Here is a 25,047-nt window from a genome sequence, read left to right as displayed (position 1 = left end):
ATTGATTAGATGTTTTTTAAATGTTAAAAAGACAACGTTGTTTATTTTCTGTGCCCAAGCGTAACCATAAAATTTGAGTGCAGAAAATATATTCACACGATAAAAAGACAACGTTGTTAATTTGTATGATGAAATCAACATTAATAATTAAAATGAGGACACACACAATGCTCATATTTCGAAAAAACAAACTTGCAGTTAGTGTTAATACAATTCTACTGGGCTGCACGTTACCACTCAGTGTTGTTGCCGCTGAACAGCTGCCAGAAAAAGCTATATCTAGTGATGGTATTGAAATAATAGAAGTTTCATATGGTTATGGTAGTGTCAAAAAGAAAGATTTAACAGGTGCGGTGAGCACTGTTAGCCTTGAAGACGTCGTTGACTTGCCGTCTGGTAATATCATGAAAAATTTGCAAGGGCGTGTACCTGGTTTGCAAATTACGACGAGTGGCTCACCTGATTCTACAGCAACGGTGCGTATTCGGGGGCAAGGTTTGGGACCTTTAGGTAACAACGATCCCCTTTATGTTATTGATGGTGTACCCACTAAATCGGGCATGCATGAACTAAATAGCCACGATATTGCAGATATACAGGTACTAAGGGATGCGGCAGCTGCAAGTATTTTTGGTGCTCGCTCTGGTAATGGTGTCATTGTTATTACAACAAAAAAAGGGAATGAAGGGCTCGACTTCAATTTTTCTTTTAATCAATCATATGATGATTTTAATTATGAGTTAAATCCATTAAATACACAGCAAAGATCACAAGCAGTCTGGCAAGCTGCAGTAAATGATAGGTCAGATCCAAATGCAGCAAGTTCTCTTTATACTTATGATTGGAATAATGATTTTAATAACCCTCAATTAAACAACGTTGTTTTACCTGAGTTCACAGATGCTTCACAGGTGCAGCGTCCTGCAGATACAAACTGGTTTGATGAAGTTACGCGATCTGCAAAAGTAACGGATCTTAATTTTTCAGTTTCAGGAGGTTCAGACAAAGCTTCGATATATAGTTCACTTGGATATTACGGCTCAGAAGGTATTGTTGATGGCTCAGAATTTGAGCGAATTAGTTTTCGCGTTAACACGGATTATCAGTTAACAAATAAACTTAAGATTGGTGAGAACTTTATAGTGACAAACCAAGAGTCAAACTTGGTTAATGATCTGGCCGGTAATATTCTAAATTTGGCTATAGAGCAACAATCTATCGTTCCTGTATATAACGAAGATGGAGACTGGGGAGGACCGGTTCCTGGTGTAACTGATCGTGATAATCCAGTTCGATTAATTGAAATGAATCGAGATAATGTCAGTAGATTCAATAAATTAATGGGGAATATTTTTGTTGAATATGAAGCAATAGAGGGCTTAACGTTAAAAAGCTCTATCGGTTTAGATTACGGACAATACTATTTCAGGAATTATACCCGTGCTTTTCAAGCTGGTTCACTAAACTATGGTGATCAGCTGTCAGTGACAGAAAATTGGAATAGCAGTTTCAGTTGGACTAATACCGCAGAGTATAAGCTTGATTTAGATGCAAACCATTTCACGTTTTTGCTTGGTACTGAACAAATAGATTACGAGTATGAAGGGTCTATTGGTTATGGTTCTGGTTTTGCTTCTGATGATCGCGATTACGCTCATTTATCACAAGCAACTGGTGATGTTCGTGTGGAGGGGGATGGTGATAAATGGTCTCTTAATTCTTATTTTGCGCGTATGGACTATAACTATGATGATCGATATTTAGCAGGTCTAACAATACGTCGTGACGGTTCGTCTCGTTTTGGTAGTAATAATAACTATGGTAATTTCCCCGCTATTTCTGCAGGTTGGGTGATTAGTAACGAATCATTCTATGATATTGAGTTTTTATCTACTCTAAAGCTTCGTGCTAGTTGGGGCAAAACAGGTAATCAAGAAATCCCTACAGATGCAACGTACACAACCTATTTAAGTCGTTATGCAACGCAATCCTTATTCACTGATCAGCAAGATGAAGGAACGGTTTATGATATAGGCGGGGCTAATGGCGGCACGCTACCTTCTGGGTTTGTAAAAGCACAGACGGGGAATGATGACCTAAAGTGGGAAACATCAACGCAAACAAACATTGGTCTTGATTTTGGCATGCGTTACGAAACCATATACGGCAGTATCGATTGGTTTGAAAAAACGACAGAGGATATTTTAACTTTAACCAATCCACTTGCAACATTAGGCGAAGGCGCTCAGCAATGGGTTAATGGTGGCACAATTGAAAACTCTGGTTTTGAGTTTCTCATTGGATATGCCGACTATCTTACTTTTGATAGCTTAGATGGCGATATTGATGTCGATATTAGTTTTAATATTTCTTCAGCTAAAAATAAAGTTGTATCACTTCCAGAAGATGTTGTTAATTCATTCGGCGGTAATGGCAATGATAAAACGATTGTTGGTCATTCTATTAACTCTATTTATGGTTATGTCGCCGATGGTTTATTCCAAAATCAAGGTGAAATAGATACTCATGCAGCGCAATCAGGGGCAGGTTTAGGTCGAGTCCGCTGGAAAGATTTAGACGGCAATGGCGTGATTGATGAAAACGATCAAAGCTTTTTCACCGATACTGATCCTGACTTTATGTATGGATTGAACATGAATTTCAAATACAAAAATTGGGATTTAAATATGTTCTGGCAAGGTGTTGAGGGAGGTGAAATACGTAATAGCTGGCGTGGATTTACTGACTTCACATCATTAAATATAGGCTCTAACTACGGCGACCGAGTTCTTGATGCATGGTCAGTTAACAATACTGACACCAATGTACCTGCATTAACTTTAATTGATAACAATGGCGAAGGCCGTCAATCAAGCTTATTTTGGGAAGATGGTAGCTACCTAAAGCTCCGTAACTTATCTATCGGTTATACACCTGATGAACAGTGGCTAAGTCAATACGGTATTAGTTCTGCGCGAATTTATTTGCAGGGAAGCAACTTATTGACCATTACTCCATCCGGGACGCTAAGTCAGGATCCAGAGACGCCAAACAGTAACTTTCCAATTCCAAAACGTATCACGTTAGGCGTGAACCTTTCTTTTTGATTTATTAAAACGACAACGATACGAGCACATATTATGAAAAAAATAAAAACTCTATTTGCAGCAACTACATTTGTTCTTTCTTTAGCTTCTTGTGGTGGGTCTGATCTTGATGTTGCACCTTCGGGAGTATTGACCGAAGAACAAGTTTCTAATAGTGAAAATGTAGATGCGTTGATTATTGCTGCTTACTCATATCTAGGTAACGATCATTATACCGCGCCTAATTTTTTATGGCCGACAGGGAACTTACGCGCAGGAGATGCCCATAAAGGTGGTAATGGACCCGGTGATATATTTGCTTATCATGCTTTGTCTTTATATCAGCCAATAGTTCCAGATATGGAGTCTTTCCCGCCAGATTTGATTGATTTGAATAATAAAAAATGGACACGTAATTACACGGGGATCTCAAGAGCAAACTCAGCATTAGCAGTCATCGCAAATGCGCCCGATGCAATTGAAAACAGCGCTGAAAAACAATCTGAACTGCGATTTATTCGCAGTGTTTTTTACTTTGACTTAAAAATTCATCATAAGCATATTCCGTGGATTGATGAAACGATGACTCAAGATCAGATACTTACAGCAACTAATCGTGAGCTAAGCGATCAGGAGCTATGGGATAAGATTGCAGCAGACTTTGAGTTTGCTGCAAACAATTTACCACAAACCCAAGAAGATGTAGGGCGCGCTTCAGCGTTATCGGCTAAGGCATATCTAGCTAAAACATTGCTCTACCAAGCGTATGAGCAGAATGAGCTACATCAAGTTATTAATATTAATAAAGATAAACTTGTAAAAGTAGTGGCCCTGGTTGATGAAATTGAAGAGGCCGGCGTCTATGGCTTATTTGATGATTACGCGAATAACTTTTTGTTTGAAAGTGAGAATGGCAAAGAATCAGTGTTTGCTATTCAGCGTTCTTTAAATGACGGTTCACCAGATGGTCGTGGTAGTTGGCCTAGTGCATTAAATGCACCAATGGCTGGAGGTTTTGGTTGTTGTGGTTTTCACGTTCCAACAGAAAATTTTGTTAATGCGTTTAAAACAGATCAACAAGGCTTGCCGTTATTTGACTCTTTTAACGATTTTAACTACGACATGACGACTGACTCAGTTGACCCTCGTCTAGATCATACTGTTGCAATGGAAGGTAAGCCATTTAAGTATGACGAAAACTTGATTCATGGCGGTGATAGTTGGTCACGTGCTCCAGGCATATATGGCAACTTTACGGCAATGAAAGATCTTGAACACCCAGACTGCAGTTGTCGCGGTGAGAATGGACCATTTCCTATTTTTTCATTAAATACACCGCTAATTCGTTACGCAGATGTATTGCTTTGGAAAGCAGAAGCATTAATTGAGTTAGACAGGTATGACGAAGCATTGCCAATTATTAACCGAATTCGTGAACGAGCTAAGCAAAGCACCGATAAATTACATAATGCCAGCATTTATAATATTGGCGCATATATAAGCTTTGATTCTAAAGAGCAAGCAAGAGAGGCACTGCGTTTTGAGCGACGCTTAGAATTAGGACTTGAAGGACATCGCTTTTTTGACTTAGTTCGTTGGGGGATCGCTAAAGAAACTATTGATAAGTATTTAGCAATTGAGGCTGTACGTAAACCTTACTTAGTCGACGCTGTTTTTACTAAAGGTAAGCATGAGTATTTACCTATTCCAAACCAGCAAATGATTTTAAGTGGCGGGTCGTACACACAAAATCCAGGTTATTAATAGTGGTGGGTTTAGGCCCACCTTTTAATTGTTAAGTTTTAAGAGTGATTATGAAAAAAATTATTTACTGGTCAGTCACTGTTGCTGTGGCTGGTTTTTTATTTGGCTTTGATACCGCAGTTATATCCGGTGCTGATAAACCTATTCAAGCATTATGGAATACGAGTTCATTATTTCATGGCCTATTTATTATGTCTTCGGCTTTATGGGGAACACTCCTTGGCGCCTTAACAGGTAATTACCCGTGTGATAAGTGGGGTCGAAAACCCACATTGATTTTAGTTGGGGTGTTATTTTTTATCTCAGCACTTGGCTCTGCTATGGCTCCTGAAGTTTACAGCTTTGCAATATTGCGATTTATTGGTGGTGTGGGAGTGGGGATCTCTTCAATTGTTGTACCTGCCTATATTTCTGAGATTGCTCCAGCTAAGTTTCGAGGACGTCTGGTCGCACTTTATCAATTTCAAATTGTATTTGGTATTTTAGTTGCGTTTATTTCTAATTTTTTAATCGCTGGTACATCCGCAATTGATTGGCGTTTAATGTTAGGTGTGGAAGCAATACCTGCCTTAGCCTATTTATTAATGATTATTAAGGCACCTGAAAGCCCTCGTTGGTTAGTGCAAAAGAAAAATGAAAAAATGAAAGCGCGTTCAATTTTAGTCACTTTAGGTGAAGAAAATCCTGACCAAGTATTGAATGAAATTGAACAGGACAAGTTACAGAACAGTCAATCAAAACTATTTGGAGGTAGTTACAATAAGGCTGCACTATTTGCATTTTTATTCGCTGCATTTAATCAGTTATCAGGGATTAATTTTATTATTTATTATGCACCTCGGGTATTTGAACTTGCTGGACTGGACGTAAATCAATCATTACTTTCAGGCGCAGGAATTGGTGTGGTTAACTTATGTTTTACCATGCTAGGTTTATCTTTGATTGATAAGTATGGTCGACGGTCACTGATGTATATTGGCTCAATTGGTTACGTTATTTCTCTTTCTATGGTGGCGTGGGCGTTTGGTACAGATTCTGGTGGCTTAACGGTTGTTGCGTTTGTCTTTGTTTTTATTGCCGCTCATGCCATTGGTCAAGGTACCGTTATTTGGGTTTTCATTGCGGAAATATTTCCTAACAAAGTCCGTTCTAAAGGTCAGTCTTTGGGCTCTGGTACACATTGGTTTTTTGCCGCTGCAATTACTTTATTTATGCCATTTTTATTAGAACATTTTAGTGCAACTGAAGTGTTCACTTTCTTTACTTTAATGATGTTAGGGCAGTTGATTTTTGTTGCGTGGTTCATGCCAGAAACAAAAGGACGTTCTTTAGAAGCTATTTCATCAGATACCAATAATAAACATGGAACATTAGATGCGAACCGTTAATTTAGTTTTAATTTCATCATTTTTGGCAGCATGTAGCATGACAAACCAAACTGAAAAAACCACCCATGAGGGTTTAGATAAACTTGGTAAAGAGGCGTTTCGTCCCGCTTTTCATTTTACTCCAGAGAAGCATTGGATGAATGATCCTAACGGTATGGTTTATTACCAAGGTGAGTATCATCTATTTTACCAGCATAATCCTGATTCATCTGTATGGGGACCAATGCATTGGGGGCATGCGATTAGTAAAGATATGGTTGATTGGCAGCACCAAGAAATTAAGTTGTTTCCTGATGAACTCGGTACTATTTTCTCAGGCAGTGCGGTGGTTGATTGGAAAAATAGTAGCGGTTTTGGCAGTAAAGAAAATCCACCATTAGTGGCTATATTTACCTATCATGACGATAAAAAGGCTGCACAGGGGGCAATTGATTTTCAAACACAAGGCATCGCTTATAGTATCGATAAGGGTCGTACATGGAAAAAGTACGCGAACAATCCTGTATTGAAAAACCCTGGGATCCGAGATTTTCGTGATCCTAAAGTAAATTGGCATGAGGGTACCCAGCAATGGATCATGGTATTGGCTCAAGATGATCATATTGGCTTTTACAGCTCAAAAGATTTAAAAACATGGCAATTTGAAAGTAACTTTGGCGCTGATTGGGGCAGTCACGCCGGTGTATGGGAGTGCCCAGATCTTATTCGCGTGCGTATTGAAGGCACTGATGAATATAAATATGTTTTATTAGTGAGTATAAACCCTGGCGCTCCAAATGGCGGCTCTGGTACGCAATATTTTGTTGGCGATTTCGACGGTGAAAAATTTGTACTTGATAGCGATTATCAAAAAATGCTCACAGCAACGCCAGCAGTTTTCCCCCATGGACTTGATTTTTCTGACTTCAAAAGTGGTTTAAAAAATTGGCAAGTATCAGGTGAAGCATTCCATATAGTTAATGCTCAACCGTCAAATACGATTGCTAGTTCTTTTAAAGGTTCGGATAAGGCAATTGGCACGTTAACCTCAAAATCATTTGCGATCGATCACGATTTCATTAACTTCAAGATTGCAGGCGGAAAGCATCACAATAGTACTGCAATACAGCTGTTAGTTAATGACGAGATAGTTAAAACCGCAAGCGGAAATAATACAGGTACTATGACTGAACGTTCTTGGAACGTGAGTCATTTAAAAGGTCAGCAAGCTTATATTAAAGTGGTAGACAATGAACGAGGTGATTGGGGGCATATTAAAATTGCTGATATCGTATTTTCGGATAAAGCAGCAAATGAAAAGTATGAACCTTCGATATGGTTAGACTACGGCACAGATAATTATGCTGGCGTGACTTTTTCTGATGTTCAAGACGGTAGACACTTATTTATGGGATGGATGAGTAACTGGCAATATGCAAATCAAGTACCTACAGAAGCATGGCGCAGCGCAATGACTATTCCCAGAGAATTAAAGTTATTGCAAACGCCAACAGGCGTGCGTTTGGCATCCCAACCTATTAAAGAGCTAAATAGTTTATTGAGTAAGACACAACAAAAGGCAACCCTAACTGGCGCAAAGAGCTATCAGTTAGATGAGTTTTTTACTGTTGAACCTGGGCAATTTAAGGTGAGCTTTAGTTTATTAAATACTGAACAAGTTATTGATATCTTGCTTAGATCTGAAACAGGTGAGTACACTAAGTTACAGCTAAATCCAGCTCAAGGACAGCTTGTACTTGATCGCAGACAATCAGGTTTAAAAGACTTTGAAGATGGTTTTGCTTCTTTACAAACTGCGCCATTACAGACTGGGCTTAAATCTTACGATGTCGATATATGGGTAGATAAAGCGTCGATAGAAGTGTTTGTAAATAAGGGAGTTAGCTCTATGACCTCGATTGTTTTTCCAACATCTCCTTACGATAAAATACAAGTTAGTGCTCAGCAGTCCATATCACTGAGTGACATTCGCTTAAATAATATAGCAATAGAAAAATAACTTCCAAAATGGCTCTATATTAATATAGAGTCACTAACCTTTCTCCAAGGCTATGCGATATATGAGTAGCAATTATCGGCTATTAAGTGTCATTTTCTTTGTCTATTTTATGGCATGGTCTTTTTCTTTTTCATTATTTCCGATTTGGCTTAGTCAAGAGGTAGGCCTCAACAGTGCTAAAGTCGGGGTTATCTTTAGTATTAATTCCATCATGGCTTTACTCGTGATGCCTTGCTATGGCATTTTTCAAGATAGACTTGGTTTACAAAAAACACTGCTTTACTTCATTGCATTTTTTATGATGTTGATTGGCCCGTTTGTTAGTTATGTATACGCACCACTGCTACAAACGCAGTTTTACCTGGCTGCTATCTTAGGTGGTGGGATTTTTTCATGTGCATTTTTGGCTGGAGTGGGAGTAATTGAGAGTTATATAGATAAACAAAGTCGAATCACGTATTTTGAATTTGGTAAGGCGCGAATGTGGGGATCTCTAGGTTGGGCTGCAGCAAGCTATTTCGCAGGTTTATCTTATAATTTAGCGCCCAACTTAAATTACTGGTTATCAAGCATTGCAGCGCTCTGTTTAATTGGTTTATTAGTTTTTGTTAAAGTCGCAAAAAGTAATCACGGGCGAGTTCCTTCTCAGGCTTTTTCTTCTACACGACAGTTTAAGTCATTTTTTAAAACGACGGGGTTATGGCGTTTAAGTGTATTTGTGATCGGTGTAAGTTGTATTTATGCGGTATTTGATCAGCAATTTGCTATTTATTACACTTCTTTTTTTGACACCCCAGAACAAGGTCGAGAGTTTTTTGGCTATTTAACTTCAGCGCAAGTTATGCTTGAGGCTGCTGCTTTGTATTTAGCTGTAAAATGGGTGAATTATTTAGGCGTTAAAAACTCGTTGCTGTTAAGTGGTGTATTGATGGCGGTACGAATATATTGCTCGGGGATTGTTAATGACTCTATCAGTATTAGCGTATTTAAATTGTTACACGCAATTGAATTACCACTTATGCTGATTGCGTTATTTAAATATATAAACATGCATTTTGACGCTCGTTATTCAGCAATGATCTATATAATTGGCTTTCAATTTACGACTCAATTGATGGCGTCAATTCTAGCTGTCGTGGTAGGCACTGTATACGAGCATTTAGGCTTTGCGCTAGCCTACCAGTATTTGGGTTTGGTTATCAGTGTGTTTATCGTATTGTCGTTTTTAACATTAAAAAAAGACGTTATTAAAACGAATCGCGAGCAATCAATTTAAATGCTAAGTGGTGGTGAACAATATCAGTGCGCTGCTCTATAAGATACTCCATTGCCCAACGTCCCATTGCAAGATGTGGGAGTGCCATGGTGGTTAAGTTCGGTTGTAATAACTGTGGAATACTGCCCCAATCATCAAAACTGGCAATACCAATATCCTTACCAACGACCATTCCTTTGTCATGCACTACAAAGTAAATTTCCAGCGCCATGGGATCTTGACCACATATAATGGCATCGGGTTTAAACTCGTCTATCACTCGCGCGGCTGACTCTCTTGAGGTAGAAATTTCACTGCCGTCTGCTTGGCTAATAATAACCGATTCAATGAGCAAGTCTTCTAATGGTAAACCGTGCCTTTTAAATGAATTTATAACGCCTTGTTTTCGCCCTTTAGCAGCAACTATATTTTCATTTAAGTTTAAAAAAGCAATTCGACGATAGCCTTTACGTATTAATGCGTCGGTAATATCTTCACCTGCTTGTTGTTCATCAGGTACAACACAGGGGAAATTATTCGAAGCAGGAAAGCAGTTGGCCAAAATAGTGGGTATTTTTTTTAATTCATCAGCGATAATAACTTGGCGATGGTACATTGCTGAATATATAACGCCTTCAACACGATACTCTAAAAGACTTTCAATCGCTCTATCTATACTCGCTTGGGTTTCGTTAACATTGAGGATCAATAGTTCTTTATTTTTCTGCCAAGCAATTTCTTGGGCACCACGAATAATATCAAACGTATAAGGAACACTAAGTAATTCATCTGCGATAATAGCGTAAATATTTGATTTTTTACGTCGTGTTAAGCTTGCAGCGCGATTAGGTCGATAACCTAATTCTTTTATCGATCGAAGAATCTTTTCACGGTTAGCATCCTTGACAGTGGGATCATGATTTACAACACGAGATACTGTTTTAAATGAAACACCAGCGTGGGCAGCCACTTGTTTAATTGTAACCATACTAGAATAAGACCCTCTCTGAATAAAAAGAGTATAACAGCAGATTACGTTTTATTTATATGTTTTTATAAAGGTTTATCTTTGATATAAGCTATAAGTTTACTTAAATTGAATTAATAAATATTTGGAATTGTTAGAGCTTGTTTATTTTTAGAGATTAAATTTACAGCCGTATATTTGGTTTTTTCATGGTGTGTGGGTTATCCGCACAAATAGGTGATAATGCAGCATGAATGCCAAACATACACAGCCCTTTGATTTTGTCCTCGGGGAAATTTTCCTTTTTTTATATAGATGTGGGAGCAGAGTTACCGAGTCTACTCGCTTACAAATTTCACACCGCGATTAAATTACTTCTAGATAAAATAAATTAAATATTCAAAATCAGCTGTTAACAAATTTGGTTTACTGTACTGAGTCTACTAACCATTTCCATTAGATCTGTAAACTATGTCGTTTTATTTTATATGATCGTATGGTTGTTAAAGTATATGTAAGCATTTGTTCTTTAATATCACAGTTGTTATCTCATAAATTCAGCGACAAGAATTCACTCACGTAAGATGCCTTATATTAGGCCTGATCTTAGGATCTCGCCTTTTGAATCTAGGATCTTATTACACTTTCGTGTTAGAATTCGCGCAATTTTTTGGCATAGGTAAGTAGCATAGCAATGATCTTAGATGATATTCGCGTTGTTTTAGTTAACACATCACACTCAGGCAATATTGGTTCGGCGGCTCGCGCCATGAAAACCATGGGTTTATCAAAACTGTATTTAGTTGACCCTGCATGTGAAATAGACAGCCACGCGAGTGCTTTGTCTGCAGGTGCTAGTGATGTTTTAGGTAATGCTGTTATTGTTGGTACAGTTGAAGAAGCCATTGCCGATTGTGCATTAACAATTGGTACAAGTGCACGTTCACGTACGCTTTCTTGGCCTATGGTTGAACCTCGTGAATGTGGCGAAAAACTAGTTACGGAAGCAGTAAATGGCCCTGTGGCATTAGTATTTGGCCGCGAAAACAGTGGTTTAAGCAACGACGAATTACAGCTTTGTAATTACCATGTATGCATCCCTGCGAATCCTGAATACAGCTCGCTTAATTTAGCGATGGCTGTGCAAACTCTGTGTTACGAAACGCGTATGGCGTTTTTAAATCAACAACCTAAAAAGGTTGAAGAAGATGACACTGTTTACCCAAGCTCAAAACAAACTGAGTTGTTTTATGACCACCTTGAAGAGACACTATTTAACACCGGTTTCATCATAAAACAGCACCCAGGTATTGTAATGACAAAACTACGTCGTTTATTTAACCGTGCTCGTCCAGAAGATGCAGAGATGAACATTCTACGCGGTATTCTCACTTCAATTAATAAGTCTATCCCTAAGTGACCAGAGTTCAGGTTAAGTAACTTAGGTATAGCGATTAGTTATAAAAACCAGTGGTTAAATAACTAGCTAATACTTGACTAAAATACTCAGGTAATTACAATGGCTGTAATACTTGACCAAAGAGGTCAGGTATTAAAAAATTTGTTAACTCTACAATTTAATAAGTAAGAGTTTTAAATCAAATTTTTATCAAGTGATAATACTTGACTAATTTACTCTGGTAATTAAAATTTGCACTCTTTGTGCAGGGGGCGTTATGAAGTTAACATCAAAAGGCAGATATGCCGTTACAGCGATGCTGGATGTTGCACTGCACACAGGTGTAGGTCCTGTAGCCCTTGCTGATATTTCACAGCGACAAGAAATTTCTTTGTCATACCTTGAACAATTATTTGCTCGTTTACGTAAAAATGGCTTAGTAAGTTCTGTTCGTGGGCCTGGTGGTGGTTATTTACTAGGGCGTGAGGCGAGCGTTATCTCTGTTGGCGATATTATTAGCGCCGTAGACGAATCGGTCGATGCTACACGTTGCCAAGGTGCCGATACCGGCTGTCAAAGTGGTATGCGCTGTTTAACACATAACTTGTGGTCAGACTTAAGCGCACGCATAGAAGAATTTTTGAATAATATTACCCTTGCTGAATTGGTTGAAAAATCAGATGTGAAAGAAATAGCATCGCGCCAAGATAACAGTATCAATAATGCAATTAAGCAGTTGGAAAACATTCAAGTAAGCTGTCAACTTTAAGGTTGACCTGCAGCGGAGAGAGAAATGAAGTTACCGATTTATTTAGATTACGCAGCGACCACGCCTGTTGATGAACGTGTTGCTAAAGAAATGATGCAGTGCCTGACAATGGACGGTAAGTTTGGTAATCCTGCGTCACGCTCACACCGTTTTGGTTGGCAAGCAGAAGAAGCTGTTGACCAAGCGCGTACAGATATTGCTGATTTAATTAATGCAGACCCACGTGAAATTGTTTTCACATCGGGTGCAACAGAATCAAATAACCTTGCTATTAAAGGTGCAGCACAGTTTTACAAGAAAAAAGGTAAGCACGTTATTACCGCTAAAACTGAGCATAAAGCTGTAATCGACACATGTCGTGAGCTTGAGCGCCAAGGTTTTGAAGTAACTTACATGGACGTTGAAGAAAACGGCCTACTTGATTTACAAAAACTTGCCGACACAATGCGTGACGACACAGTACTTGTAAGCATTATGCACGTTAATAACGAGCTAGGTGTGATTCAAGATATCGCGACTATAGGCGAAATGTGTCGCGAACGTAAAATTATGTTCCACGTAGATGCAGCGCAAAGCGCGGGCAAAGTATTAATCGACGTGCAACAGCTTAAAGTTGATTTTATGTCGTTCTCTGCACATAAAGTGTATGGCCCTAAAGGTGTTGGTGCACTTTACGTTCGTCGTAAACCACGTGCTCGCCTTGAAGCGCAAATGCACGGTGGCGGACATGAACGTGGTATGCGCTCTGGTACACTAGCAACTCACCAATTAGTGGGTATGGGTACTGCGTTTAAAATTGCTAAGCAAGATTTCGAAAAAGATCACGCACACATCAGCGCACTACGTAATCGTTTAATCGACGGTATTATGGCTGATATGGACGAAGTATACTTTAACGGCACACAAGACCAATCAGTACCTGGTATTGTAAACATCAGCTTTAACTTTGTTGAAGGTGAGTCGTTACTTATGGCAGTAAAAGACATTGCAGTATCGTCAGGTTCAGCCTGTACATCTGCAAGCTTAGAGCCTTCTTATGTACTGCGTGCACTTGGCCGTAACGACGAATTAGCACATAGCTCAATTCGTTTTAGTATTGGTCGCTTTACTACCGAAGAAGAGATTGATTACACCGTCGAATTAATGAAAAACTCTATCGGTCGCCTACGTGAGATGTCTCCACTTTGGGAGATGCATCAAGAAGGTATTGATTTAGATTCAGTTGAATGGGCTCACCACTAATAGTGTGAGCACATACCCTAGCAGGTAATGAGGATAGAATAATGGCTTATAGTGATAAAGTAATCGACCACGTAGAAAACCCACGTAACGTAGGTACTCTAGATAAGAACGATCCGTCAGTGGCAACGGGTATGGTAGGCGCACCAGCATGTGGTGACGTAATGAAATTGCAAATCAAAGTATCTGCCGAAGGCGTTATTGAAGATGCAAAATTCAAAACCTACGGTTGTGGTAGCGCAATTGCTTCTTCTTCACTTGTAACAGAGTGGGTTAAAGGCAAAACGCTAGACGAAGCAGCGACAATTAAAAACACTGATATCAGTGCAGAGCTTGAATTACCACCAGTGAAAATTCACTGTTCAATTTTAGCCGAAGACGCAATTCAAGCAGCAATTGCAGACTACAAAAGCAAACAAGCGAAGTAAGAAGAGAAACTCATGGCAGTGACATTGACAGATGCGGCAGCAAACCGCGTACAATCATTTTTAGCAAACCGCGGCAAAGGTTTAGGCCTGCGCGTTGGCATTAAAACGACGGGCTGTTCAGGTCTTGCTTATGTACTTGAGTTTGTTGACGATTTAAACGAAGACGATGAAACTTTTGCTGCTAAAGGTGTCACATTAATTGTTGACGCTAAAAGCTTAGTTTACATTGACGGCACAGAGCTCGACTACACTAAAGAAGGCTTAAATGAAGGGTTTAAATTTAGAAACCCTAATCAAGCAGATGAGTGTGGTTGTGGCGAAAGCTTTACCGTTTAAGCTTAAAATATCTTTGTAGTGTCAATAAGCCCTGCCAGTTAATGTAGGGCTTTGTTATTTTTGAAATTAATTTCTGAATTTTATTGGTTGAAGTTATGCGTTACTTTGAATTATTTGCAGTCCCCGTTGATTACAATATTGATTTAGCAACAGTTAACAAGCACTACTTGGAATTACAGCGTACTGTACATCCAGATCGCCACGCGAATGCGAGCAGCCGCGATAAGTTAATGGCCGTGCAAAGCGCCGCCGAAATTAACGATGCGTTGCAAATATTAAAGCACCCAGTAAAGCGTGCCGAGTATATGCTGAGCGAGCTAGGCGTTGATATTCGTGCAGAGCAGCAAACCTTGCAAGATCCAATGTTTTTAATGCAACAAATGGAACTTCGCGAAGAACTTGAAGAGCTAACATCAGCAAGCGATCCTGATACTGCGATTGCAAATTTTGAAAAACAAATTAAGCAACTAAACACGCAGTACAGTGCACAACTTGCCGATCAACTCGCAAGTAACGATGAGCAGCAATATCAACTTGCCGCAGATAATATTCGTAAACTGAAGTTTGTTTATAAGTTACGTGAAGAACTAGAACGTATTGAAGACAGTTTATTTGACGATTAATTACTTGCTGCAAAGCGAGCAACACGAGTTTAAAGAGCATTATGGCATTATTGCAAATTGCTGAGCCGGGGCAGAGCGCGGCACCACACGAACATAAACTAGCGATTGGTATTGACCTTGGTACAACCAATTCATTAGTTGCAACAGTGCAAAGTGGCGAAGCCCGCACGTTAACTGATGATCTTGGCGCGGCTATGTTACCGTCGGTTGTTCGTTATCAAGCAGGCGGTATTACTGTTGGCGCAGAGGCAGCGCAAGCTGCAACGCAAGACCCTGCTAATACACTTATTTCGGTTAAGCGTTTTTTAGGTAAAACTCAGGCTGAAATAGAGCAAAGTTATGGGCAACTACCGTATGAATTTTGTGAGCACAATGGTGCGTTAGCAATAGAAACTGCGGCAGGTAAAATCAGTCCAATTAAAGCATCAAGCCATATTTTAGCTGCACTAAAAGCACGAGCTGAGCAAAGTTTTGGCAACCAAGAAATTTTAGGGGCGGTAATTACAGTACCTGCGTACTTTGATGACGCACAGCGCCAAAGTACTAAAGATGCCGCAGAGCTTGCTGGTATTAACGTACTGCGTTTATTAAACGAGCCAACAGCAGCAGCCGTTGCCTATGGTTTAGATTCTGGCCAAGAAGGCATTATTGCTGTTTACGATTTAGGCGGTGGTACATTTGATATATCAGTACTTAGATTACACCAAGGTGTGTTTGAAGTAATGGCAACCGGTGGCGACTCTAGCCTCGGCGGCGATGACTTTGACTCGCTCCTTGTTGATTACTTTAAGCAGCAAACTGGTGTGTCGGCGTTATCGTCTTCAGTTTTACGTTTATTCATCAATAAAGCAAAAGCGTGTAAAGAAGCATTAAGCCAATACGCTAAAGTAAACGTGGGTCTTGAGTTTGACGATCAAAAATACACAGTAGAAGTAACGCGCGAAACGTTTGACGAAATGGCTATGCCGCTGGTTAAAAAAACACTGCGTTCGTGTCGTCGTGCTGTAAAAGATGCTGGCATAGAAAACGAAGAAATACTGCAAGTTATTATGGTAGGCGGCTCAACCCGTATGCCATTAGTACGTAGCCAAGTACAAAGTTTTTTTGATAAAGAGCCGCTAACTTCAATCGATCCTGATCGTGTTGTAGCCTTAGGTGCCGCGCTTCAAGCCGACGTGTTAATTGGCAATAAGCCAGATTCTGACATGTTATTGCTTGATGTATTACCGTTATCACTGGGCCTTGAAACGATGGGTGGTTTGGTTGAAAAAATCATCCCACGCAATACGACGATTCCGGTAGCACGCGCACAAGAATTTACAACGTTTAAAGATGGCCAAACAGCCATGTCATTACATGTGCTGCAAGGTGAGCGTGAGCTTGTTGATGATTGTCGATCGCTTGCTAAGTTTAGCTTAAAAGGTATTCCACCAATGGCGGCAGGCGCTGCGCATATTCGTGTAACCTTTAAAGTTGATGCAGATGGCTTATTAAGTGTTTCAGCTATGGAAAAATCAACAGGTGTACAAGCTGAGATTCAGGTTAAGCCTTCGTTTGGTTTATCTGATGATCAAGTAGCTAACATGCTAAAAGAGTCAATGAGCAACGCCAAAGGCGACATGCAAGCACGTATGCTTAAAGAGCAACAAGTAGAAGCGTTGCGCGTAATTGAGGCGCTTAATGCATCACTTGCAAGCGATGGAGCATTGCTTGACGATACGCAACTAGCTAACTTACGCGCTGAAATTGCAGAACTGGTAAAAGTGCGCGAAAATGCACAAGAGCCTGGCGAGATTAAAGCAGCTATCGAAAAAGTCGATAATGCGAGTAGCGATTTTGCATCGCGTAGAATGGATGCATCAATTAAAAAGGCCCTTACAGGGCAGTCAGTAGACAACATTTAAGAGAGATTAGAATGCCACAAATTGTTTTTCTTCCACATCCTGAATTATGTCCTGACGGCGCTGCAATTGAAGCACCAACAGGCCAAACGGTACTCGACGCTGCGCTTAAAAATGGTATTAGCATTGCGCATGCCTGTGAAAAGTCGTGTGCATGTACTACGTGTCACTTAGTGATTCGTGAAGGATTTGATTCACTTGACGAAAGTGATGAGCTAGAAGATGACATGCTAGATAAAGCATGGGGTTTAGAGCCTGAATCGCGCCTTGGTTGCCAAGCAATTATAAGAGATGAAGACCTAGTGGTTGAAATACCTAAGTACAATCTCAATATCGTTAATGAAGAGCACTAGTTTTTAACGATAAATTTATTAAAAGCCGCTGTTTGATACAGCGGCTTTTTTGTTTGTGAATTGTATATGTGACGAGCAAAGCTCGTATGTTATTTTGTAGACGCACAGCTTGCTGGCGTGATGTGTTTTAGCTCAAGGGCAAAAATATAGAAGCTGCGCTTCTCACGTGAGCAAGCTCAACGTCTACAGCACATTTAAAATTATATATGTATGTTGTAGACGCACAGCTTGCTGGCGTGATGTGTTTTGGCTCAAGAGTAAAAATATATAAGCTGCGCTTCTCACGTGAGCAAGCTCAACGTCTACAGCACATTTAAAATTATATATGTATGTTGTAGACGCACAGCTTGCTGGCGTGATGTGTTTTGGCTCAAGAGTAAAAATATATAAGCTGCGCTTCTCACGTGAGCAAGCTCAACGTCTACAGCAAATTTAAAATTATATATTTATTTTGTAGACGCACAGCTTGCTGGCGTGATGTGTTTTAGCTCAACGGCAAAAATATAGAAGCTGCGCTTCTCACGAGAGCAAGCTCAACGTCTACAGCAAATTTAAAATTATATATTTATTTTGTAGACGCACAGCTTGCTGGCGTGATGTGTTTTGGCTCAAGAGTAAAAATATAGAAGCTGCGCTTCTCACGTGAGCAAGCTCAACGCCTACAGCAAATTTAAAATTATATATTTATTTTGTAGACGCACAGCTTGCTGGCGTGATGTGTTTTGGCTCAAGAGTAAAAATATAGAAGCTGCGCTTCTCACGTGAGCAAGCTCAACGCCTACAGCAAATTTAAAATTATATATTTATTTTGTAGACGCACAGCTTGCTGGCGTGACGAACTTAAAACGTAATTTTGGAGGTTTATTTTGAGTAATCTTATTTTTTCAGACTCATTTATTAACGGCGAATTTTATAAAACTGACACGCGCTTTAGTGTTAACGATCCCGCTACCGAAAAAAGTATTGTTGAAGTAAGCGATATTGACGAGCAGGGTGTAAATAGCGCAATAACCGCAGCTCAATGGGCTTTTGTTAAGTTAAAAGAGACGAATGCGACTGAGCGAAGTGAAACCTTGATGCGCTGGTATGAGCTAGTTATAAAGCACAAGCAAACACTCGCAGAGCTGATGACTAAAGAGCAAGGCAAGCCGCTCAAAGAATCCCTTGGCGAAATTAACTACGGTGCAGGGTTTATCAAATGGTTTGCAGAAGAAGCCAAACGTAGTTACGGAGATGTAATTCCGCCAACAGATGACTCGCATCGTTTAACTAGCTTTAAGCAGCCTGTAGGTGTTGTAGCTGGTATTACGCCATGGAACTTCCCTGTTGCTATGGTTACTCGTAAAGTAGCGCCAGCTTACGCTGCGGGCTGTAGCTTTATACTTAAACCTTCTGAACATACGCCACTATGCGCTATTGCACTTGCTTATCTGGCCGATCAAGCTGGTTTTGTTAAAGGTGCATTTAATGTTCTGGTTTCACAAGATGCCAAAACAGTAGGCAAAATGTTAACCGACTCAGACGTTGTGCGTAAGTTTACATTTACCGGCTCTACCGGTGTAGGTAAGCAATTACTATCGCAGTGTGCAAGCACAATCAAGCGTACTTCAATGGAGCTTGGCGGCAATGCGCCTTTTATCATTTTTGATAATGCAGATTTAGATGAAGCTGTTGAAGGGCTAATGGCGGCTAAATTTAGAAATAGTGGGCAGGCGTGTGTTGCTGCAAACCGTATTTTTATACAACGTAATATTCTCGACAAGGTACTGTCAAAAATCACGCCTAAGGTTGCAGCGTTAAAAGTGGCAAATGGTTTTGAGGACGATGTTGATATTGGCCCACTCATTTACCCTAAAGCCAAAGAGAAAGTGCAGCAGTTAGTACAAGACGCACTCGATAAAGGCGCGACGCTGATTGGTGATAATAGTGACTTAGGTGGCAGCTTTCAAAACCCATTAATAGTGAATAATGTAACCACTGACATGGATATTTACCACGAAGAAGTATTTGGGCCAGTGTTAACGGTTATTCCTTTTGATGAAGAAAGTGAAGTGCTTGCGCTTGCCAACGATGTACCATTTGGTCTAGCAGCTTATTTTTACAGCCAAAACATTAAGCAAGTCTACCGAATTAGTGAAGGGCTTGAATTTGGTATGATCGGCGTAAATGAAGGTGTTATATCAAATCCAGTAGCGCCATTTGGTGGCGTTAAACAATCAGGTTTAGGGCGTGAAGGCGGCCATCAAGGGCTTGATGAGTACTTAGAAGATAAGTACGTGTGTATTAAAATTTAATAACGTCTTATTTACGCGGTTTATTTGCTTATAGCGCTTAATTTATGGCAAAAAACAAACTAACAGCTATATTGTCAACATGGGTACAAGTGATTGTAAACGTAAATCTTTATAATCAATTTTTTATTACAGTAATGTGGCAGATATATGATCTTTATCCTTTACTGTTGCCACACAAGGCACTAAATGCTACCTTTGGCAGTATATTTTTTGTTAAAAAAATAAGACAAAAACTAATAAAAAGTAAAAGGATTTCTATAAGTAGAAATAACCCCGTGTGTAAATGCCACCGTAAGGTGGCATTTTTTTGTTCAAAATTTAAAAAGGTTAATTTTAGCAAAATAACTGGTAGAGAATTTTAAATAAAGCATCCAATAATCAGATCTTTGGATAATAAATTTTTGCCTAGTTATAGCGTGATTTTCTTAACGTTAAATAGACCCTATATAAGCGAATTGGTATAACGTGTGAGGATTTTTAATTTTATTACAAACTGGTCTGTGTTATTTAAATCACACAAACCAGCTTTTGTAATAAATAGATCAACGGATAGGTGAGTAACCGGGAAGGTTATCGAGGTCGACTTCATCTAGCTGCTCAGGTTTTGCATATTCATTGATGTAATGTTTATACACTTCGGATTCAATAAATACTGCAAAAATGTCTGCATCAAGATGGTTCTGACTAACCATAGAGCCTAAAATATGCAAACATTCACTTACTGGTTTTGCTTTTTTGTATGGTCGGTCTACAGCCGAAAGAGCTTCAAAAATATCAGCGATAGCCATTAATCTAGCAGGTACTGACATTTGTTCTTTCGTTAATCCGCGAGGATAGCCTGTACCGTCAAGTTTTTCATGATGCCCTAGAGCATACTCAGATACATTACTTAAATGCTTTGGAAACGGTAAGATATCTAAAATATTCTTAGTTATATCCATGTGGCGCTTCATAATGTCACGTTCACCTTGAGTAAGCGTACCACGCCGAATCATTAAGTTTTCAACTTCATTATCAGACAGTAATGGGATTTTTTCGCCATTAATTTTTAATTGATATTGGGTTGATATTCTTTGGATATGCGCCTGTTCTTCCTCACCTAAAAACTCTCCGCCAACGTTCACGCGTTGTAATAATGCACGATCTAATGCGAGTTGTTTCAGTTCGGTATCAAGCAATCGTTCAAATTGGAGTACTTCAATTGGCTTATTTTTTTTCATCGCAGAGATTATTTTCTGCTGATACGCTATTTTTAAATCTCTGCTAATTATTTCAAATTTTGCATCGATAAATTTGATTCGATCAAAAATAGTTTCTAACTTTGTTGATTTTTCCATGACGTGGTCGGGAGTCGCAATTTTTCCACAATCATGTAGCCATCCTGCAATATCTAACTCATGGCGCTCTGCATCACTCATTTTAAATGTAGCAAGTGGGCCTTTATCTATTAGATGAACAGCATCGGCAAGCATCAATGTTAATGCGGGTACTCGTTTGCAATGACCTCCTGTATGAGGTGACTTTTCATCTATCGCCATGGCAATAGCCTCAGCAAAAGTTGCAAACAACTCTTCCATATCTTTAATTAATGCAGAGTTTGTTAACGAAATAGCACCTAAAGAGGCGAAAGAACGAACTAGCGTAACAAGCTCCTCACTAAAAGGAATATTATTATTTTCGTCGTCTTTTACATTGATAAGCTGGATAACGCCAATAATATCATCAGCATGATCTTTTAAGGGAATAGTTAACATTGACTGGGTACGATAACCTGTACGAGCATCCATAGCGCGAGCTGCGCTCATATCAAAAGGCAGTGCAGCATAAACATCAGGAATATTAATAACTTCCCCAGAATTAACCGCATGAGCAACAATCGCTGTTTTATTTTCTTTTCCGTCGATAAAAAGATCTATATTAGGAAAATCAACAGGCTTACCTAAACGACCGCCTAAATACAGATCCAATGATTCATTAATAACCGTTTCAAACTTAAGTTGTTTGTTATCTGTAATCGAATAAATAGTCCCAGCATCTGAATTAGCTATAGACATAATTACTTGCAGTATATCATCGAGTAATTTACTCGAATCTTTTTCGGTTGTTAACCTAACGCTGATATCAATAAAGTGATGCAGGTTTATTTTATCTTTGATGTGCTGCGGCATATTTCCACTACTTTTTGGTATGAATAAAGGCACCATTCCAATCCTTTGCGAGTGCTTGTAAATCAGTATTTTGAATTCGTTTGATAAAAACACCGTACACATGCGAACTAAACAGTGTAGTACTTTGTAATTCAGTAAATAAACTTAGTGCTTGCGGCCAATCTTTATTATAAAAATGGGTCATGGCGATAAATGATTTTTTTATTTCAGCGAATTGTTTTGTATCTAATTTATTTGTTAAGCCAATGGGCTCAAATAGCTGCGTTGCGGTCGTTTTTCCAACGACCTGCACTTTATCTATCAAGCGAAACGTTATATGTGGACATGCATTCATTGTTTCTTCAGCTACTAGAATAGCTACGCCGTAAAACTTGGTCAAGTTTTCAATTCTTGCACCTAAATTAACTGTATCACCTAGTACGGTATAAGCTTTACGATAAACGGATCCCATATCGCCCACATTCATATCACCGGTACTTAAGCCTATACCAATTTTGACCGCAGGTAGTTTTTGTTCGGCAAATAATTTATTAATGAGAGTCAGTCCGTTAATCATAGCCATTGCTGCTTCAACGCCGTTTTGTGCATGGTTTTCATCTTTTAATGGAGCATTCCAAAACGCCATCACCATATCACCAACGTATTTATCGATAGTCCCGTTATGATCAAATATTATTTGCGTTATTGAAGTAAGGTATTGGTTTAAGTACTCGCTTAATTGATGCGCAGTCATGTTTTCAGATAATGAGGTGAAACTGCGAATATCAGCAAATAATACTGTCATGTTTCTTTTTTCACTGCTTTGAGATAGCTCATTGCCTTGTTTTATAAGTTGTTCAATACGCGCAGGGGGGACATATTGATTGAACATAGATTTAATTTTTCGGCTGTGGTGCATCTCGGCGATAGAGCCAACAATAATGTAATAACCAGCTAATAATATTATGAGTAAGAGTGGCATTAATAATGGCAAACTAATTTTTTGTACTGACCATAAATACACGTTAAATGATATAACAGCTACCGTAATAGTTAACGAAAGAAAAATAATAAATCGGGCACTTCTGCCGTGGCTAAAAAGTGATAAAACGACACCCGTTAGCGCAATAATAAATAGGCTCGCACCTAAAGACCAGTTGGGCTTGGCTGGCAGTATCTCTGGGTGCATCAGTCCTTCAAATATATTGGCATGCACTTCAACACCAGGATATTGCATACCAACTGGGGTTGACCTTAGGTCAGCTAAGCCCACAGCTGAAGTACCAATAAAGGCAACTGTTCCTTCTAATTCATCAGAGCCAACTCTTTGCATCAGCACATCGGTTGCTGAATAATATGGGAAGCTATGTGCTCGGCCTTTATAGGGAATGAGTATTTGGCCGTGCTCATCTGTCTGAATCCATTTATCTTGAAACTTAATTCCTTCAAACAAAGTAATACCATCTAAAATATTTGAGCGCGTTTCAATTTTATTAGCAAGGACATACAGTCGAGCCACTTCAAGTGCTAAAGAGGGGTAAAGTTTATCACCGACTCTATTAATAAGAGCGGCTCTGCGGATAAAGCCATCGTTGTCGCTATGCGCATTTATAAAACCAATACCAGCAGCGGCATTTTGTAATTGTGGGATATTTACAATAGCCCCCGAAAACTCACTTATTTGTGAGTTCGCATGTTCAGCATTTTGCCATAAAACGCTGCTTTTTTTTGGTGGACTGTGGGCTGCAAGTTGGTCATCGGTTAGTAAAAATCCAAGGGCGGTATCATTTTTAGCAAGTGCGTTAGCAAACTTAGTATCGGCGTCTACTTGCTGTTTAATTTTGGCAAGTGGTAATCTATATTGCTTTGATAAGTTAGGTATTTCAGAAATGATTTGTGTAACTGGATTTACTTCAGGCTCGGCAAAAAATATATCAAAAGCGATAACAATAACACCTGCATCGGTGAGTTTTGTTACAAGATCAGCTATTTTCGATCTACTCCAAGGAAATCGACCTTGCTCTCGCATACTTTTTTCATCAATATCGATAATAACTACTGATTCGTCGATATGTCTAGGTGTTGCAGGTGTTGTTAATAAGAGCCGAGAATCATAAATGATGCCTTCCACACGATTAACTAATTTGGCTAATGTTCCTGTAGCAAATAACTCTATTGATGCAATAAATAAAGTTATAACGGCACCAATAAAAAAATGCCTGGAAATTATAGGCTTTAAAGATCTAATGGGCGTTTATCCTTGATAGATTAAAAATCAAAAACTCGTCCTTCTCGGCCGCATTCTATCAGTAACTTGTCACCGTATTTAGCTTGCAATGAGTTTTCTATTGCAAGAAGTTCATCATCGCTTCTTGCAGGGTCGTGGCTGATAATAACAATGTTTTTGATGTTCGCCTTTACGGCGAGATCGGCAACTTGATTAATCGTGCTGTGTCCCCAACCATGCTTAAGTGGTAAGTCGATATCTATAAATTGTGCGTCATGGATCAGTAAATCAGCGCCTTTAATAAAGTGAATCCACTCGTTGATATCGGTTCTTAGATCTTCTGGGGGGTTTAATTCATTATCAGTAACATATGCTACTTTCTTGCCGTCAGCGTTAACACAATACGCAGTACCGCCATCGGGGTGATTAAGCGGCGCAGTCGAAATTGAAAAACTATTAAGGCTAAATGTTTTTTTAGCCGACAATGTCGTATTTAGCGTAATATTTGCAGGTAACTCTTGGTATTTAACCGGAAATTGAGAGCCACTCATTTGTTTTAGTATGGCATCTTTACTTTCTTCGTCATCTACATTTCCAGCCACTATTGTTATATTTTGGTTAGATTGATAAATAGGGGTGAAAAAGGGGAAACCCTGAATATGATCCCAATGATTATGTGTCAGTAATATAGCGATAGGTTCCGCTTTTACCACTAAACGTTTACCTAGTTCAACAATACCTGTACCTGAGTCTAAAATAAGGGATTTGCCATTTTTCTGCTCTATATATACGCAAGATGTGTTACCACCAAAAATGTGCGTATGTTTTCCTGTTGAGGGCATTGAGCCCCTAACACCAAAAAGTTCAACTCT

The 25,047-nt window shown here is 39.3% G+C and carries 18 protein-coding genes; 14 read left to right on the top strand and 4 right to left on the bottom strand.

All coding sequences use genetic code 11. The annotated features are described in order from the left end of the window. Window positions 1-167 precede the first annotated feature (167 nt). From NRL14_RS16095 to NRL14_RS16075, 5 genes are all read left to right on the top strand, one after another. Window positions 168-3,107, top strand: a complete 2,940-nt coding sequence (locus tag NRL14_RS16095; protein ID WP_306725128.1) for a SusC/RagA family TonB-linked outer membrane protein — start codon at window positions 168-170, stop codon at window positions 3,105-3,107. Between the two features lie 33 nt (window positions 3,108-3,140). Continuing rightward, window positions 3,141-4,850, top strand: coding sequence for a RagB/SusD family nutrient uptake outer membrane protein (locus NRL14_RS16090; RefSeq protein WP_306725127.1), 1,710 nt, complete (start codon window positions 3,141-3,143; stop codon window positions 4,848-4,850). Window positions 4,851-4,900: 50 nt separating this feature from the next. After that, window positions 4,901-6,238 (top strand): sugar porter family MFS transporter, encoded by a 1,338-nt coding sequence (locus NRL14_RS16085; RefSeq protein WP_306725126.1) that lies wholly within the window; start codon window positions 4,901-4,903, stop codon window positions 6,236-6,238. After that, complete coding sequence (locus tag NRL14_RS16080; protein ID WP_306725125.1) at window positions 6,225-8,237, top strand: glycoside hydrolase family 32 protein; 2,013 nt, start codon at window positions 6,225-6,227, stop codon at window positions 8,235-8,237. The genes NRL14_RS16085 and NRL14_RS16080 overlap by 14 nt, the downstream gene beginning before the upstream one ends. A gap of 61 nt (window positions 8,238-8,298) precedes the next feature. Continuing rightward, complete coding sequence (locus tag NRL14_RS16075; protein WP_306725124.1) at window positions 8,299-9,513, top strand: oligosaccharide MFS transporter; 1,215 nt, start codon at window positions 8,299-8,301, stop codon at window positions 9,511-9,513. Here the strand turns inward: NRL14_RS16075 and NRL14_RS16070 are convergent. Continuing rightward, window positions 9,485-10,480 (bottom strand): LacI family DNA-binding transcriptional regulator, encoded by a 996-nt coding sequence (locus tag NRL14_RS16070; protein WP_008136301.1) that lies wholly within the window; start codon window positions 10,478-10,480, stop codon window positions 9,485-9,487. The genes NRL14_RS16075 and NRL14_RS16070 overlap by 29 nt on opposite strands. A 673-nt stretch (window positions 10,481-11,153) precedes the next feature. On the opposite strand from NRL14_RS16070, the gene trmJ reads away from it, so the two are divergent. The 9 genes from trmJ to NRL14_RS16025 all read left to right on the top strand — a co-directional run bounded on the left by trmJ (window position 11,154) and on the right by NRL14_RS16025 (window position 19,801). Next, window positions 11,154-11,879 (top strand): tRNA (cytosine(32)/uridine(32)-2'-O)-methyltransferase TrmJ, encoded by a 726-nt coding sequence (trmJ, locus tag NRL14_RS16065; protein ID WP_007377676.1) that lies wholly within the window; start codon window positions 11,154-11,156, stop codon window positions 11,877-11,879. 256 nt (window positions 11,880-12,135) lie between these two features. Next, window positions 12,136-12,627: a Fe-S cluster assembly transcriptional regulator IscR gene (iscR, locus tag NRL14_RS16060; RefSeq protein ID WP_007586371.1), complete on the top strand. Its 492-nt coding sequence runs from the start codon at window positions 12,136-12,138 to the stop codon at window positions 12,625-12,627. A gap of 24 nt (window positions 12,628-12,651) precedes the next feature. Beyond that, the gene (locus NRL14_RS16055; protein WP_002958425.1) at window positions 12,652-13,869 is read left to right on the top strand and encodes an IscS subfamily cysteine desulfurase; all 1,218 of its coding nucleotides are present in this window, start codon (window positions 12,652-12,654) and stop codon (window positions 13,867-13,869) included. Between the two features lie 41 nt (window positions 13,870-13,910). Next, entirely contained in the window at window positions 13,911-14,294 is a 384-nt protein-coding gene (gene iscU, locus NRL14_RS16050) for a Fe-S cluster assembly scaffold IscU (protein WP_007377675.1), read from the top strand. Window positions 14,295-14,306: 12 nt separating this feature from the next. Continuing rightward, on the top strand, window positions 14,307-14,630 hold the full coding sequence (gene iscA, locus NRL14_RS16045; RefSeq protein ID WP_007377674.1) for an iron-sulfur cluster assembly protein IscA: 324 nt from the start codon (window positions 14,307-14,309) through the stop codon (window positions 14,628-14,630). Window positions 14,631-14,725: 95 nt separating this feature from the next. After that, window positions 14,726-15,253 (top strand): co-chaperone HscB, encoded by a 528-nt coding sequence (hscB, locus tag NRL14_RS16040; RefSeq protein ID WP_306725123.1) that lies wholly within the window; start codon window positions 14,726-14,728, stop codon window positions 15,251-15,253. 41 nt (window positions 15,254-15,294) lie between these two features. Then, the gene (hscA, locus tag NRL14_RS16035; protein WP_008136296.1) at window positions 15,295-17,157 is read left to right on the top strand and encodes a Fe-S protein assembly chaperone HscA; all 1,863 of its coding nucleotides are present in this window, start codon (window positions 15,295-15,297) and stop codon (window positions 17,155-17,157) included. 11 nt (window positions 17,158-17,168) lie between these two features. Continuing rightward, window positions 17,169-17,507, top strand: coding sequence for an ISC system 2Fe-2S type ferredoxin (gene fdx / locus NRL14_RS16030; RefSeq protein WP_007377671.1), 339 nt, complete (start codon window positions 17,169-17,171; stop codon window positions 17,505-17,507). Window positions 17,508-18,373: 866 nt separating this feature from the next. Next, a complete protein-coding gene (locus NRL14_RS16025) occupies window positions 18,374-19,801 on the top strand; it encodes an NAD-dependent succinate-semialdehyde dehydrogenase (RefSeq protein WP_306725122.1) in 1,428 nt (475 codons plus the stop codon). A gap of 542 nt (window positions 19,802-20,343) precedes the next feature. Here NRL14_RS16025 and NRL14_RS16020 read toward each other — a convergent pair. From NRL14_RS16020 to NRL14_RS16010, 3 genes are all read right to left on the bottom strand, one after another. Next, window positions 20,344-22,005: an HD-GYP domain-containing protein gene (locus NRL14_RS16020; RefSeq protein ID WP_007376714.1), complete on the bottom strand. Its 1,662-nt coding sequence runs from the start codon at window positions 22,003-22,005 to the stop codon at window positions 20,344-20,346. Next, on the bottom strand, window positions 21,977-24,079 hold the full coding sequence (locus NRL14_RS16015) for a CHASE2 domain-containing protein (protein ID WP_306725121.1): 2,103 nt from the start codon (window positions 24,077-24,079) through the stop codon (window positions 21,977-21,979). Before NRL14_RS16015 ends, NRL14_RS16020 begins: the two co-directional genes overlap by 29 nt. A 137-nt stretch (window positions 24,080-24,216) precedes the next feature. Continuing rightward, on the bottom strand, window positions 24,217-25,017 hold the full coding sequence (locus tag NRL14_RS16010) for an MBL fold metallo-hydrolase (protein ID WP_008136291.1): 801 nt from the start codon (window positions 25,015-25,017) through the stop codon (window positions 24,217-24,219). Between the last annotated feature and the right edge of the window lie 30 nt (window positions 25,018-25,047).

Source organism: Pseudoalteromonas sp. 20-92, assembly GCF_030847595.1.
GTDB lineage: Bacteria > Pseudomonadota > Gammaproteobacteria > Enterobacterales > Alteromonadaceae > Pseudoalteromonas > Pseudoalteromonas fuliginea.
This window is presented reverse-complemented; position numbering and strand designations above follow the sequence as displayed.

What these genes read in the sequence shown, in the direction of transcription:
- iscA (WP_007377674.1), top strand. Translation starts at nt 14,307, where the DNA reads ATGGCAGTGACATTGACAGATGCGGCAGCAAACCGCGTACAATCATTT.
- NRL14_RS16075 (WP_306725124.1), top strand. Translation starts at nt 8,299, where the DNA reads ATGAGTAGCAATTATCGGCTATTAAGTGTCATTTTCTTTGTCTATTTT.
- NRL14_RS16010 (WP_008136291.1), bottom strand. Translation starts at nt 25,017, where the DNA reads ATGCCCTCAACAGGAAAACATACGCACATTTTTGGTGGTAACACATCT.
- NRL14_RS16085 (WP_306725126.1), top strand. Translation starts at nt 4,901, where the DNA reads ATGAAAAAAATTATTTACTGGTCAGTCACTGTTGCTGTGGCTGGTTTT.
- hscA (WP_008136296.1), top strand. Translation starts at nt 15,295, where the DNA reads ATGGCATTATTGCAAATTGCTGAGCCGGGGCAGAGCGCGGCACCACAC.
- NRL14_RS16070 (WP_008136301.1), bottom strand. Translation starts at nt 10,480, where the DNA reads ATGGTTACAATTAAACAAGTGGCTGCCCACGCTGGTGTTTCATTTAAA.
- NRL14_RS16095 (WP_306725128.1), top strand. Translation starts at nt 168, where the DNA reads ATGCTCATATTTCGAAAAAACAAACTTGCAGTTAGTGTTAATACAATT.
- hscB (WP_306725123.1), top strand. Translation starts at nt 14,726, where the DNA reads ATGCGTTACTTTGAATTATTTGCAGTCCCCGTTGATTACAATATTGAT.
- iscU (WP_007377675.1), top strand. Translation starts at nt 13,911, where the DNA reads ATGGCTTATAGTGATAAAGTAATCGACCACGTAGAAAACCCACGTAAC.
- NRL14_RS16055 (WP_002958425.1), top strand. Translation starts at nt 12,652, where the DNA reads ATGAAGTTACCGATTTATTTAGATTACGCAGCGACCACGCCTGTTGAT.
- trmJ (WP_007377676.1), top strand. Translation starts at nt 11,154, where the DNA reads ATGATCTTAGATGATATTCGCGTTGTTTTAGTTAACACATCACACTCA.
- iscR (WP_007586371.1), top strand. Translation starts at nt 12,136, where the DNA reads ATGAAGTTAACATCAAAAGGCAGATATGCCGTTACAGCGATGCTGGAT.
- NRL14_RS16080 (WP_306725125.1), top strand. Translation starts at nt 6,225, where the DNA reads ATGCGAACCGTTAATTTAGTTTTAATTTCATCATTTTTGGCAGCATGT.
- NRL14_RS16090 (WP_306725127.1), top strand. Translation starts at nt 3,141, where the DNA reads ATGAAAAAAATAAAAACTCTATTTGCAGCAACTACATTTGTTCTTTCT.
- fdx (WP_007377671.1), top strand. Translation starts at nt 17,169, where the DNA reads ATGCCACAAATTGTTTTTCTTCCACATCCTGAATTATGTCCTGACGGC.
- NRL14_RS16020 (WP_007376714.1), bottom strand. Translation starts at nt 22,005, where the DNA reads ATGGTGCCTTTATTCATACCAAAAAGTAGTGGAAATATGCCGCAGCAC.